At 72.8% G+C, this 12,838-nt stretch carries 12 protein-coding genes and 1 pseudogene; 6 read left to right on the top strand and 7 right to left on the bottom strand.

Annotated elements, in window-relative coordinates; all coding sequences use genetic code 11:
• Together FNH05_RS19055 and FNH05_RS19050 are read right to left on the bottom strand one after the other, a co-directional pair.
• Positions 1–1,175, bottom strand: a pseudogene (locus tag FNH05_RS19055) (hypothetical protein); the annotation flags it as partial.
• 37 nt (positions 1,176–1,212) lie between these two features.
• A complete protein-coding gene (locus FNH05_RS19050) occupies positions 1,213–2,610 on the bottom strand; it encodes a sigma 54-interacting transcriptional regulator (RefSeq protein ID WP_144590051.1) in 1,398 nt (465 codons plus the stop codon).
• Positions 2,611–2,690: 80 nt separating this feature from the next.
• Here FNH05_RS19050 and FNH05_RS19045 point away from each other — a divergent pair, with 80 nt between their 5' ends.
• Positions 2,691–3,488 carry a hypothetical protein gene (locus FNH05_RS19045; RefSeq protein WP_144590050.1) on the top strand — a complete coding sequence of 266 codons (798 nt, stop codon included), beginning with the start codon at positions 2,691–2,693 and terminating at the stop codon, positions 3,486–3,488.
• Here FNH05_RS19045 and FNH05_RS19040 read toward each other — a convergent pair.
• From FNH05_RS19040 to fabG, 3 genes are all read right to left on the bottom strand, one after another.
• A complete protein-coding gene (locus FNH05_RS19040; RefSeq protein ID WP_144590049.1) occupies positions 3,460–4,512 on the bottom strand; it encodes a ferrochelatase in 1,053 nt (350 codons plus the stop codon). The two genes, FNH05_RS19045 and FNH05_RS19040, sit on opposite strands and share 29 nt — an antisense overlap.
• Positions 4,513–4,662: 150 nt before the next feature.
• On the bottom strand, positions 4,663–5,430 hold the full coding sequence (fabI, locus tag FNH05_RS19035; RefSeq protein ID WP_144590048.1) for an enoyl-ACP reductase FabI: 768 nt from the start codon (positions 5,428–5,430) through the stop codon (positions 4,663–4,665).
• A gap of 72 nt (positions 5,431–5,502) precedes the next feature.
• A complete protein-coding gene (gene fabG, locus FNH05_RS19030; protein ID WP_144590047.1) occupies positions 5,503–6,207 on the bottom strand; it encodes a beta-ketoacyl-ACP reductase in 705 nt (234 codons plus the stop codon).
• 194 nt (positions 6,208–6,401) lie between these two features.
• Here fabG and FNH05_RS19025 point away from each other — a divergent pair, with 194 nt between their 5' ends.
• The 5 genes from FNH05_RS19025 to FNH05_RS19005 are packed head-to-tail and all read left to right on the top strand — an operon-like array spanning position 6,402 to position 11,256.
• Entirely contained in the window at positions 6,402–7,715 is a 1,314-nt protein-coding gene (locus FNH05_RS19025) for an MFS transporter (RefSeq protein ID WP_144590046.1), read from the top strand.
• Positions 7,716–7,742: 27 nt separating this feature from the next.
• Positions 7,743–8,402, top strand: a complete 660-nt coding sequence (locus FNH05_RS19020) for a response regulator transcription factor (RefSeq protein ID WP_186382621.1) — start codon at positions 7,743–7,745, stop codon at positions 8,400–8,402.
• Complete coding sequence (locus FNH05_RS19015; protein ID WP_144590044.1) at positions 8,403–9,794, top strand: sensor histidine kinase; 1,392 nt, start codon at positions 8,403–8,405, stop codon at positions 9,792–9,794.
• The gene (locus tag FNH05_RS19010) at positions 9,791–10,741 is read left to right on the top strand and encodes a TAXI family TRAP transporter solute-binding subunit (RefSeq protein WP_144590043.1); all 951 of its coding nucleotides are present in this window, start codon (positions 9,791–9,793) and stop codon (positions 10,739–10,741) included. Before FNH05_RS19015 ends, FNH05_RS19010 begins: the two co-directional genes overlap by 4 nt.
• A gap of 50 nt (positions 10,742–10,791) precedes the next feature.
• Positions 10,792–11,256: a tRNA (cytidine(34)-2'-O)-methyltransferase gene (locus tag FNH05_RS19005; RefSeq protein ID WP_144590042.1), complete on the top strand. Its 465-nt coding sequence runs from the start codon at positions 10,792–10,794 to the stop codon at positions 11,254–11,256.
• Between the two features lie 79 nt (positions 11,257–11,335).
• On the opposite strand, the gene FNH05_RS19000 is transcribed toward FNH05_RS19005, so the two are convergent.
• Together FNH05_RS19000 and FNH05_RS18995 are read right to left on the bottom strand one after the other, a co-directional pair.
• Positions 11,336–12,316, bottom strand: a complete 981-nt coding sequence (locus tag FNH05_RS19000; protein ID WP_144590041.1) for a VWA domain-containing protein — start codon at positions 12,314–12,316, stop codon at positions 11,336–11,338.
• On the bottom strand, positions 12,313–12,838 hold a 526-nt coding region (locus FNH05_RS18995), incomplete at its 5' end, for a DUF58 domain-containing protein (RefSeq protein WP_483964227.1). The genes FNH05_RS19000 and FNH05_RS18995, both read right to left, overlap by 4 nt.

The raw sequence follows: 12,838 nt of genomic DNA, 5'->3' as shown, positions 1-12,838 counted from the left end.
TGCACCACGTCCGCGAGCGCCGTCTCGCCCAGACGCCGCAAGGCCTTGGGGGACAGGCGAAGCGACCCGTCCGGCGCCCGCTCGAACAGGCCCTGGCGGCGCAGTTCCCGCTCCAGCTCGGCCAGTCTGCGGGCGTCCACCCCGGCGTCGTCGCCGAGCTGGCGCTGCAGTGCCTCCAGGTCGATGTCCTCCAGCCGTGCGCCCGGATAGGACTGCGCGAGCTGTTCGGCCAGCGCGTCCAGCTCCGCCAGATCGGCCATCGCCCGGGCGCCTTCGCCCAGCCCGAGCGGATCCTGGCCCCGGAAGCGGGCCGAGGAGGTCCAGTCCTCGCCCGGCCGCATCGCGCGCAGCCGCGCGTCCAGGTCCGCCAGCTGTCCGGCGATGCGGGGATCACCGAACGCCTGCTGCGCGAGGCCGGCCAGCTCCGCCCGCTGCTGTTCGCTCATCGAGTTCAGCATCCGCTGGGCGGCGGCGGACCGGGCGGCCAGCGCGTCGATCAGTTCCTCGACGTTGCGCGGGTTTTCCGGGAAGAACTCCCCGTGGCGGCGCATGAACTCGTCGAACCGCTCACCGATGTCGTCGGCCCCGCGGGCGTGCGCGTCGAGCAGCGCGTTGAGGTCGGAGAGCATCCGGTTGATCCGCTCGACGTCCTCGGGACCGGTGTTCTGCAACGCCTGTTTCATGCCCTGGAAGCGGGCCTCGAGCATCTCCGGGCCGAGCAGGTCCCGGATCTTCTCGTAGTTCTCCCGCCCCTGCCCCGAGCGCCACTGGTAGTCCGCCAGCTCGCGCACGGCCGCCGCGGTCCCGGGCGGCAGGGCGTCCAGCTCCGCCTCCTGCAGGCGCGCTTCGTCCGACGGGTCCGGGAACAGCGTCCGCCGCTCGGCGTCCAGCGCCTCGTCCAGGAGGCGCCGGACCTCCTGCAGCGTGCCGTCGAGCCGGTGCCTGCGCTGGATCTCGGACCGGCGCTGCCACACCCGCCGGGTCAGCTCGTCCAGACCGGCCGTGTCCGGCGTCCCGCGCCGCAGCAGCTCCTCCAGCGCGGCGCGCGGCGACGACCCGCCCATCACGTCCCGGCCGATCTCCTCCAGCGCGTCCCGCAGGTCGATCGGCGGCGCCAGCGGATCCGGCCCGTCGTGCCACGGCCCGTAGGAGTACCCCTCGGGAACGGTGCTCATCGCCGCCTCCGCGGGAAAAAGTACGTCGGCGGGGCGGTCACGGCCCGTACACCGTCGTCGCGTCGTCGGAGTCCTTGGCCAGCTGGCGGGCCAGGTAGAGCGACTCCAGCGCCAGCTCCACCGCGGCCGCGATCCGGCCCGGCGGGTCACCGGCGGAAACGTCGGCACGCGCGGCGACCTCGTGCAGGACCGGCAGTTCCGGCAGCGCCGACAGCACCTCCGCGCCCGGCACCCTCTCCCCGGTGGCGACCAGGTGTCCGTCGGCCACGGCCTGAACCAGCGGACGCAGGTTCAGGCCGCCGAAGCGGTCCCGCGCGGTTTCGGCCACCGCGCGCCGCAGCAGGTGCACCAGGTGCTCGTTCTCCCGGCCCTCCTCCCCCGGTTCGAACTCGACCTTGCCGCGCAGCACCGCGGGCACCGCGTCCAGGTCGACCGGGCGCGCGACCGGCGGATCCTCGCCGGTGATCGCGGCACGGCGCAGTGCCGCGGCCGCCACCGTCTCCGCCGCGGCCACCGCGAACCGGGCCGAAACCCCGGAGCGCTGGTCGATGACCGTGGATTCCCGCAGATTGCGCACGAACCGCGCCAGCACCTCCAGCAGCGGCTCGCCGACCTCGGCCACCAGATGCGCCTCCTGGCGGACCACGTCGACCTCGGCGGCCACGTCCAGCGGGTAGTGCGTGCGGATCTCCGCGCCGAAGCGGTCCTTGAGCGGGGTGATGATCCGGCCGCGGTTCGTGTAGTCCTCGGGGTTGGCGGTGGCCACCATCAGCACGTCCAGCGGCAGCCGCAGGGTGTAGCCGCGGACCTGGATGTCGCGCTCCTCCATCACGTTGAGCAGCGCCACCTGGATCCGCTCGGCCAGGTCGGGCAGTTCGTTGATCGCCACGATGCCGCGGTGCGCCCGCGGCACGAGTCCGAAGTGGATGGTCTCCGGGTCGCCGAGGCTGCGTCCCTCGGCAACCTTCACCGGGTCGACGTCGCCGATCAGATCGCCGACCGAGGTGTCCGGTGTGGCCAGCTTCTCGGTGTAGCGGCGGCTGCGGTGCAGCCAGGCGACCGGCAGTTCGTCGCCCAGTTCGGCGGCACGGCGGATCGAGGCCGGGGTGATCGGGTCCAGCGGGTGCTCGGCGAGTTCGGCGCCCTCGATGACCGGGGTCCACTCGTCGAGCAGCCCGGCCAGGGTGCGCAGCAGGCGCGTCTTGCCCTGGCCGCGCTCGCCCAGCAGCACCACGTCGTGCCCGGCGAGGAGCGCGCGCTCGAGCTGCGGCAGCACCGTCCGCGAGAACCCGACGATGCCCGGCCACGGGTCCCGCCCGGACCGCAGTGCGGCGAGCAGGTTGTCGTGGATCTCGGTTTTGATGCCGCGGGAGGTGTATCCTGCCGCGCGCAACTCCCCCACGGTGCGGGGAAGGTGTTCGGGTACGGGGTTCACCTCTACGACGCTAGCCCCGGATCGGGCGCGCCGTCCACGTGGAGCAACTCCAGGCCCGTCTTGCCGTATTCTGAATCTTCGTGTGCTGTCCCAGTGCGACCCTGACCGTATGGACCTCGGCGTGGCTTTCCGGCGCCGCGGCGCCCGACGACGTGCTCGACGCCCTGCTCGCCTGGGGTGAGGCCCATGAGGTGGTCGCGGCCGACGCCGATTCGGCGGTGGCACTCGACCTCCCGCTCACCGGGGATTTCCCGGCCACGCTGGTGCGGCTGCTCGCCGCGCTGCGCGCGAAGAACGCCGGAAGCGCCCGCCTGGTGCTGCCGGTGCCCGGTGACGTCCGCGGGCTCGGCGGGGGCGGCCCGTTCACCGCGGCCGCGCTGCGCGCCGGTGAGGCGGTGGTGCTGCCGGGCATCGGGTTCGGCCTGGTGCCCCAGGCGATCGCGGAGGGCCTGATGCGCTGGCACGTGTACAAAGTGGACTTTCCCGGTGCCTCGGAGTACATCGGCCTCGCCGACGCCGAACACGGGCTGACCGATGCGATCCGGGATTCCGCCGGTGCGCTGAAGGCGCTGGACGTGGCCAGGGACCGGCCCGGGGTGCGCGCCGAGTTGTCGGCGTGGCTGCGGGCACGGCCGAAACTGTCCTGGCCCGCGGGCACTTCCGGCCGCACCCTGCGCGTGCTCCAGCGCGCCGAGGAGATCGGCGGGATCCTCGCGCTCGCCCACACCGACGACCCCGGCGGCGCGGTGTCGGCCTCGGCGGCCGTGCTGCGGGCCGACGCGCTGCGTCCCCTCGGCGACGCGGTGCGGATCGCCCGCTACGCGGCGATCAACGAGGCGGTGCGGCTGTTCACCGACCAGGCCGAGCGGCCCCAGTAGGCCGCCGCACCGGTTCGCAGCAGCCGGTCGCGCACAGTGCCCCGTTGACCGTGCAACCGGCCGCGGTGAACGTCGAAAGCTTGCGGACGGGGGCACCGGACAGGTGCTCGCGCACCAGTTCCACGACCAGCTCCGCGAACCGCGGATCGCCGTTGGGCGTGGCCGCCCTGGCAAAGCCCATGCCCAGCTCGGCGGCCCGTTCGGCGGCCTCGTTGTCCAGGTCCCACACGACTTCGAGGTGGTCGGACACGAACCCGACCGGGCACACCACGACCCCGCGCTCCCCCCGGGCGTGCAGGGCGTCGATGTGGTCGACGATGTCGGGTTCGAGCCACGGGATCTGCGGCGGGCCCGAGCGGGACTGCCACACCAGGTCGTACTCGGTCACCCCGGCCTCGGCGGCGACCAGGCGGGCCGCCTCGGCGATCTGCCGCGAGTAGCGGCGGCCGCCCTCCCCGGGCGGGCCCGCCGCGAGGTCGGCGCTGTCGGGCACCGAATGCGCGGTGAACACGACACGGGCCTCGGACAGCCCGGCGCGCGCGATCCGCAGCGCGTCGGCGAAGGCCCCGATGAACAGCGGGTGGTCGAAGAACTGGCGCAGCTTGGTCAGCTCCGGCGCCCCCTCGCCGACGGCCGCCCTGGCGCGAAGGATGTCCTCGTCGTACTGGCGGCAGGCCGAATACCCGCCGTAGGCGCTGGTCGGGAACACCAGGGCGCGGCGCACCCCGTCGGCGGCCATCCGGGCGAGGGTGTCCTCCACCATGGGATGCCAGTTGCGGTTGCCGAAATACACCGGCAGCGCGATGCCCTGCGCGGCGAGTTCCTTCTCCACCGCGGCGATCGCCGCACGGTTGAGGCCGTTGATCGGCGAGACGCCCCCGAAGTGCCGGTAGTGCTCGGCGACCTCGGCCAGCCGCTCCGGCGGGACGCCCCGGCCCCGGGTCACGTTCTCCAGGAACGGCATGACCTCGTCCGGCGCCTCGGGCCCGCCGAAGGACAACCACAGCAGCGCGTCGTAGCTCACGGCCCTCATCTTGCCGCTATGACCCAGCCCACGCCCTCCGGGGCCGCGGGCGCTCCGGCGCCGCGGAGTGCCGTGAAGGGTCCCTTCACAGTCGGAACGACTGTGAAGGGACCCTTCACGGCACTACCAGGCTGGATGGGGGCGGACCAGTTACATGCCCAGGGCGTGGACGCCGCCGTCGACCCAGACCATCGAGCCGGTGGTGGCGGGCAGCCAGTCCGAGAGCAGCGCGCAGATGCTCTTGGCCACCGGTGTGGGGTCGGTGGCGTCCCAGCCGAGCGGGGCGCGGTCGCCCCAGCCGCTCTCGAGCTCCCCGAAACCCGGGATCGACTTCGCGGCCATGGTCTTGACCGGGCCGGCCGCCACCAGGTTCACCCGGATGCCGTGCGGACCGAGTTCCCGTGCCAGGTACCGGTTGACCGACTCCAGCGCCGCCTTGGCCACACCCATCCAGTTGTAGGCGGGCCAGGCCACGCGCGCGTCGAAGTCCATGCCGATCACCGAAGAGCCCGTGGCCAGCAGCGGCAGCACCGCCGTGGCCAGCGACTTGAACGAGTAGGCCGAGACCTCCACCGCGGTGGACACGTCCTCCTTGGGCGCGTCCAGGAACGGCGCGCCCAGGCAGCTCTGCGGCGCGAACGCGATCGAGTGCAGCACGCCGTCCAGCCCGTCGACGTGCTCGCGCACGCGGTCGGCCAGGGTGCCGAGGTGCTCGGGGTTCTGCACGTCGAGTTCGATCACCGGAGCCGGTTCGGGCAGCCGCTGGGCGATGCGCTCCACCAGCGACATCCGGCCGAACCCGGTGAGCACCACCCTGGCGCCCTGCTCCTGCGCCAGCTTGGCCGCGTGGAACGCGATGGAGGCGTCGGTGATGACGCCGGTGATCAGCAACCGCTTACCTTCGAGCAGTCCGGGCAAAACCAGTCCTTTCTCGCCGAACGGGGAAACCTGGAGGGTGTTGCGCGGGCGGCGCAACGCCGGGGAACGGTGTCAGTGGCCCATGCCGAGGCCGCCGTCGACCGGCAGCACGGCGCCGTTGACGTAGGCCGCCTCGTCGGAGGCCAGGAACCGCACCGCGGCGGCGATGTCGGCCGGATCGCCGTAGCGGCCCGCGGGGATCTGGGCCAGCGCGGCGGCCCGCTGCTCCTCGGTGAGCGCGTTGGTCATGTCGGTGACCACGAAACCGGGGGCGACGACGTTGGCCGTGATGTTGCGCGAACCGAGTTCGCGGGTCAGGGAGCGCGCCATGCCGACCAGCCCGGCCTTGCTGGCCGCGTAGTTGACCTGACCGGCGCCGCCCGAGAGCCCGACCACCGAGGAGATGAAGACGAACCGGCCCCACTTGGCGCGCAGCATGCCGCGCGAGGCGCGCTTGGCGACCCGGTAGGCCCCGGTGAGGTTCGCGTCGATCACCCGGGTGAACTGCTCCTCGCTCATCCGCATCAGGAGCGTGTCGTCGGTGATCCCGGCGTTGGACACCAGCACCTCGACCGGCCCCTGGTGCTCCTCGACCTGCTTGAAGGCGGCGTCGATCTGCTCGCTGTCGGTGACGTCGGCCTCGACGCCGAACAGGCCTTCCGGCGCCCCGGAACCCCGGTGCGTCACGGCGACGCTGTGCCCCTGCGCCGCGAGGCCACGGGCGATCGCCAGGCCGATGCCCCGATTGCCCCCGGTGACCAGAACCGACCGTCCCACGTAGCGTTCCTCGCCTTCGTCTTCGCTTCGATGCTGCCGCGCTGAGGTTAACCGCCGACCGCACCGCCTGCCGCACCGACACCACTACGCGGAAGTAACCGTCCTAAGGGACTGTTAGGTCTGCGCCGCCGCCCTTGCCGCGGACCGGGTCGGGACCGGAGGTTGTTTCCCGTCACGGACAAGGGAGTTTTCGAATGACAGCGCAGTTGTCAGGGCGGACAGCGACGCCGTCGCGCAACCGGGTGGTCGGCAACATCCTGCGCGGCTCGGTGGGCAACCTGATCGAGTGGTACGACTGGTATGCCTACACCGCGTTCAGCGTCTACTTCGCCGCCACGTTCTTCCCCAAGGGCGACGCGACCGCCCAGTTGCTCAACACCGCGGGCGTGTTCGCGGTCGGCTTCCTGATGCGCCCGCTGGGCGGCTGGCTGCTGGGCCGCTACGCCGACCGGTACGGCAGGCGCGCCGCGCTGACGCTGTCGGTCTCGCTGATGGCGTGCGGCTCGCTGCTGATCGCGCTCACCCCCGGTTACCGCAGCATCGGCGTCGCGGCGCCGATCCTGCTGGTGCTGGCGCGCCTGCTGCAGGGCATCTCCGTCGGCGGCGAGTACTCGACCTCGGCGACCTACATGTCCGAAGTGGCCACCGAAGGCAAGCGCGGCTACTACTCGAGCTACCAGTACGTCACCCTCATCGCGGGCCAGCTCGTCGCGCTCGCCGTGCAGATCGTGCTCCAGCAGGTGCTCACCACCGCGCAGCTGGACAGCTGGGGCTGGCGGATCGCGTTCGCGATCGGCGCGCTGGGCGCGCTCGTCGTGCTGTACCTGCGGCGCGGCATGGACGAATCGGCCAGCTTCGAAGCGGCGAAGGCGGCCGACTCGCGTGCCGCCAACGGCACCCTGCGCGAGCTGATGCGCCACCCGCGCGAGGTCGCGCTGGTGGTCGGGCTGACCATGGGCGGCACGCTGTTCTTCTACACCTACACCACCTACCTGCAGAAGTTCATGGTCAACACCAGCGGGATCAGCAAGCCGACCGCGGCCTGGATCAACTTCTTCGCCCTGCTGGTGTTCGTGGTGCTGCAGCCGCTGCTGGGCGCGCTGTCGGACCGCGTGGGCCGCCGCCCGATGCTGATCGCCTTCGGGGTGCTCGGCACGCTGGTCACGGTGCCTTCGCTGACCCTGCTGGCGCACACGAAGAACCCGGCCTTCGCGTTCCTGCTGATGACGGTGCCGCTGGGGGTCAGCGCCGCGTACACCTCGATCAGCGCGGTGGTGAAGGCCGAGCTGTTCCCGACCAGCGTCCGCGCGCTCGGCGTTGGCCTGCCGTACTCGGTGGCGGTGGCGGTCTTCGGCGGCACGGCCGAATACCTGGCGCTGTGGGCCAAGCAGGCCGGGCACGAATCGTGGTTCTTCTACTACGTGACCGTGTGCGTGTTCGTCTCACTGATCGTCTACGTCCGGATGCGGGACACCGCCAAGGACTCGGCCATGGTGCCCGAGGACTGACCGGTCCGCGCTGTTTAGGCTGTGGCCGTGCGGGTGCTGCTGGTCGAGGACGACGACGGGGTGGCCGACGCGCTTCTCGACTCGCTGGGCTCGCACGGCCACACGCCGTCCCGGGTGCGCCGCGGCGCCGATGCCCTGCTCGCCCACCGCGACGCCGAACTGGTGCTGCTCGACCTGGGCCTGCCCGATCTCGACGGCCTCGAGGTGCTGCGCAAGCTGCGGGCGGTGACCGCGCTGCCGGTCATCGTGCTCACCGCCCGCGGCGACGAACGGTCGGTGGTGCGGGGCCTGCGCCTCGGCGCCGACGACTACCTGGTCAAACCGGTGCGGCTGAGCGAACTCCTTGCCCGCATCGACGCGGTGACGCGGCGCGCCGCCCAGGCCCCCAGCCCCGCGGCGCGGACCGTGGTCGTGGGCGACGTCGAGGTGGACCTCGACGCGCGGCGGGTCTTCGCCGGCGGGCAGGAGGTCGAACTGACCCCCAAGGAGTTCGCCGTGCTCGCCGTGCTGGCCGCCCGCGCGGGCACCGCGGTGAGCCGTCAGCAGCTGATGGACGAGGTGTGGGGCGACGCCTATCTCGCCATCTCCCGCTCGCTCGACGTGCACCTCACCCAGTTGCGGGCGAAGCTGCGCCGCCCGGAGCTGCTGACCACGATCCGCGGCTTCGGCTACCGGCTGGGTGCGTGAGTGCGCACCCGGGTCCTGACCGTGCTGCTCGCGTTCGTGGTGCTCGCGACGGCTTCGTTCACCTTCCCGCTGCTGGCGGTCACCGCCACCGAACGCACCCAGCAGCTGCTGCTGGCGCGAGGGTCCGATCTGGAGCGGTTCGCGGTCCTGACCGACCAGGCCGTCACGACCGGGGAACCGGGCACCCTGGCCGCGGAGATCCGGCGGTACACCGAGCTCTACGGCGAACCGGTCGTGGTGGTCACCGCCCGCCGGGTGCCGATGGTCGAGACCGGTGGAATGAGCGTTTCGGATCCCGCGGTGGCGTCACTGGTGGACGTGGTGCTGCGCAACCAGCCGGGCCCGGCGGCCGGGGTGGTGCGGCCGTGGTCGTCGGCGCCGGTGCTGCTCGCGCGCCCGGCGGGCACCGGCACGCGGGTGTCCGGCGCGGTGGTGATGCGGGCTTCGGTGCGGGCCGCGGCGGCGGACGTGGCCCGCACCTGGATGCTCGTGCTCACCGGGGCCGCGCTGGTCGCGCTGGCCTGCGTGGCGCTCGCGCTGGTGGCCACGCGGTGGCTGCTGGGGCCGATGCGGCGCCTGGACCGCGCGGTGGGCCGGCTCACCGCGGGTCTGCCGCCCGAGCATCCGGCGCTGGCGGGCCCGCCGGAGCTGCGCAAACTGATCGCCGGGTTCAACCGCATGTCCGACACCGTGACCTCGGCGCTGGACCAGCAGCGCCGCCTGCTCGCCGACACCTCGCACCAGATGCGCAATCCGATGACCGCGCTGCGCCTGCGGATCGACGCGCTGGGCCCGCACCTGCCCGCGGCGGCGCAGCGCGCCTACTCCGGCGCGGTCGGCGAACTGGACCGCATCGAGCATCTCCTCGACGATCTGCTGACGCTGGCCAGTGCCGAGCACCGCGCGGGCGAACTCGCGGTGGGCGGCCCCGGCGAGGTGTCCTGCGCGGTGGCCGCGGTGGCCGCGGCGCAGGTGCACCTGTGGGAGCCGGTGGCCGGGCGCGCCGGTGTGGAGCTGGGGTGCGCGGCCGGGCCCGGGCGGGCGGCCTGCACGGAGGCCGAGCTCGCCCAGATCCTGGACGTGCTGCTGGACAACGCGATCAAGTACACCGGGCCGGGGACCCGGGTGCGGGTGCGCACCCGGGGCCCCGTGCTGGAGGTCCGCGACGACGGTCCCGGACTCTCCGGGGCCGAGCTGGCACGGGCGCAGGACCGGTTCTGGCGTTCCGAACGGCACCGGGGCCTGCCGGGCACCGGCCTGGGGCTGGCGATCGCCGAGCGGCTGGTGGCGGGCCGCGGCGGACGGCTGGAGCTGGAGGCGGCCGCCCCGCACGGCCTCGTCGTGCGCGTCACGCTGCCGTCCCCGGGTGCACCGGAAGGGACTCCGGCGTGATCACGAGGCGAACCCTGCTGCGCACCGGGGTCGCGCTCGCCGCCACGGGCGCGGGCCTGACCGCGGCGGCGCCACCGGCGGCGAGCGGCCCGTCCGGCCGGATGCGCATCGCGACCGGCGAGGAATCCGGTTTCTACCTCGCGTTCGGGCAGTTGCTGGCCACCGAACTGCACACGGCGTACCCGGGGCTGGACTGCGTCGCGATGCCCACGCCGGCCAGCGTGGCGAACCTGATCCTGCTCGAGGCGGGGCAGGCGGAGCTGGCGATCACGCTGTCCGACATCGCCGAGGACGCCCTCGCCGGGCGTGACCCGTTCCCCCGCCCGGTCCCGTTGCGGGCACTGGGCCGGGTGTACGAGAACTACCTGCAGCTGGCGGTGCGGGCGGACTCCCCGGTCACCGCGCTCCCCGAACTGGCCGGGCGCTCGGTTTCGCTCGGCGCGAGCGGCTCCGGCGGCGCGGTGCTCGGCGAGCGGCTGGTGCGGGGACTGCGCGACGTCTCGGTGCGGCACCTGTCCATGACCGACGCCGCACGGGCGCTGGCGGCCCGCGAACTCGACGCGATGCTCGTCTCCGGCGGCGTCCCGCTGCCCGTACTGTCCGTTTTGGACAACCAGATCGGGATCAGGCTGCTGCCGCTGACCCCGTCCCTGCCCGCGCTGCGCACCACCGTGCCCGGCTCCGAGGTCGTCCGGCTGCCCGCGGGCGCGTACCGCCACGGCGGCGAGGTGGACACGATCGGGATGGCGAACCTGCTGGTGTGCCGTCCCGAACTGCCGGCGGAGGTGGCCTCCGACGTCACACAGCTGCTCGTGCGGCGCGCCGGGCAGCTGGTGCCCGCCCAGGCCGTCGGCACCCAGTTCCTCGACGTCCGCACCCTGATCGGCACCGGTGACGTGCCGCTGCACCCGGGCGCGGCGAACGCCTACCGCGCACTGCACGGCTGAGCGCCAGCCTCGGCACCGGCCGTGTCCGGGACGCCCGTACCGTGGTGCCCATGTTCCGGGTCCTGTTCTACCACCCCGAAATCCCGCCCAACACCGGCAACGCGATCCGGCTCGCCGCCAACACCGGGATCGAGCTGCACCTCGTCGAGCCGCTCGGTTTCGTCCTGGAGGACAAGCAGTTGAAGCGCGCGGGCCTGGACTACCACGATCTGGCGCACGTGCGGGTGCATCCGGACCTGGACGCGGCGTGGAAGTCCCTGCTGCCCGCGAACGTGTACGCCTTCAGCGCACGAGCGCAGCGACGCTACACCGACGTCGCCTACCAGCCAGGAGACGTCCTGCTGTTCGGCCCGGAATCGGTGGGACTGCCCGAGGAGGTGCTCTCCGCACCGCAGATCACCGACCGGGTGCGGCTGCCGATGCGGCCCGGCTCCCGTTCACTGAACCTGGCCAACACCGCCTCGATCGCGATCTACGAAGCCTGGCGCCAGCACGACTTCGCCTCCGGCACCTGACCCTGAACCCCTCTGCCCGGCCGGGAACGCGGCCGTGAGGGGTCCCCTCACAGCGACCGGCACCGGCAACCGGCAGGGGTCAGGGGAGGCGCTGGCCGAGGACGAGGGCGGTCCCGGCGGACACGATCAGCGCCAGTGTGCCGAGCATGACCCATGGCCTGCTCGCGTCGGCCTCCTTGAGCTCGTACCCGATCTGCTCGCCGAGGTCCCGGTAGACCTGCTTGAGCTGCTCGGCGGACCCGGCCTGGTAGAAGTCGCCACCCGACAGGCGTGCCACCTCCTGCAGCGAGCCGTCGTCGACGTCCACGGGCACCTGACGGCCGTCGATCTCCACGGTCCCGTGGTCGGTGCCGAACGAGATGGTCGAGATCGGCACCTGCTCCTTCTTGGCCTCCTGCGCGGCGGTGAACGCGCCCCTCGGGGCGTACAGGTCCTCGGGCACGGTCTGCTTGCCGTCGCTCATCAGCACGATCCGGGCGGGCGGCGGCCCCTCGGCCCCGCCCACCATGGCGGAAAAGCCCTGCACGGCCTGCAGGGCGGCATAGATGCCCTCCCCGGTCGCGGTGGACTGCGCGAGCTTGAGACCGCCGATCGCGGTGACCACGTTCTGCCGTTCCGTGGTGGGCGCCACCAGGACGGTCGCCGTACCGGCGAAGGACACCAGCCCGAGGTTGATCCCCGGGGTGAGTCCCCGGGCGAAGGCGGTGGCCGCGTCCTGCGCCGCCCGGATCCGGGTGGGCTTGACGTCGGTGGCCTCCATCGACAGCGAAACGTCGATGACCAGCATCACGGTGGCCCGGTTGCGGGGCACCTTCTGCTCGGCGGTGGGGCCCGCCAGGCCCACGATCAGCAGGATCAGCGACACGATCAGCAGCGCGGCAGGCAGGTGCCGGGGCCAGCCCTGCGCCTTCGGCGCGACCCGTTCGAGCAGCTCCAGATTGGAAAACCGCAGGGTGCGCCGCCTGCGCATCCGCTGCGCCACGACATAGCCCGCGGTCACCGCCGCCACCACGATCAGCAGCAGGAACCACCACGGCGCACTGAACCCGCTCAGACTCACGCGGCTCCCCCAGACCAGCGTCGTTTGCGCGCGACCACGAACCGGACGGTGTCGGCGATCCAGTCCGAATCCGTGCGCAGGACCAGATGGGCGGCTCCGCACTGGCGCAGGGTCCTCGCCACCAGGTCCCGGTGGGCCTGCGCGGCGGCGGCGAACTCGCGCCGCAGCAGCGCCGAAGCGTGCACTTCGCGCTGCCGTCCGGTCTCCGGGTCGGCGAGCACGATCGTGCCGACCTCCGGCAGGTCGACGTCGCGCGGGTCGATCACCTCGACGGCGATCAGATCGTGCCGGGCGGCCAGCGCCCGCAGCGGGCGCTGCCAGGCGGTGTCGCCCAGGAAGTCCGAGACCACCACGACCAGTCCCCGCCGCCGCGGCGGACGGCGCAACTGCTCGACGATCGAGGTGAGGTCCCCGCGGGTGCCCTCGGCGGCGCGCGGCAGTTCGGCGAGCTTGCGCAGCACGCTCCGCGTGTGCGCGCGCCCGCCGCGAGCGGGCACCCGCGCCGTTTCCACCCCGTTGGAC

This window comes from Amycolatopsis rhizosphaerae (assembly GCF_007713715.1).
Taxonomy (GTDB): domain Bacteria; phylum Actinomycetota; class Actinomycetes; order Mycobacteriales; family Pseudonocardiaceae; genus Amycolatopsis_E; species Amycolatopsis_E rhizosphaerae.
This window is presented reverse-complemented; position numbering and strand designations above follow the sequence as displayed.

Excerpts from the sequence above, each read along its gene's own strand:
- FNH05_RS19025 (WP_144590046.1), top strand. The coding sequence starts at position 6,402 with ATGACAGCGCAGTTGTCAGGGCGGACAGCGACGCCGTCGCGCAACCGG.
- FNH05_RS19005 (WP_144590042.1), top strand. The coding sequence starts at position 10,792 with ATGTTCCGGGTCCTGTTCTACCACCCCGAAATCCCGCCCAACACCGGC.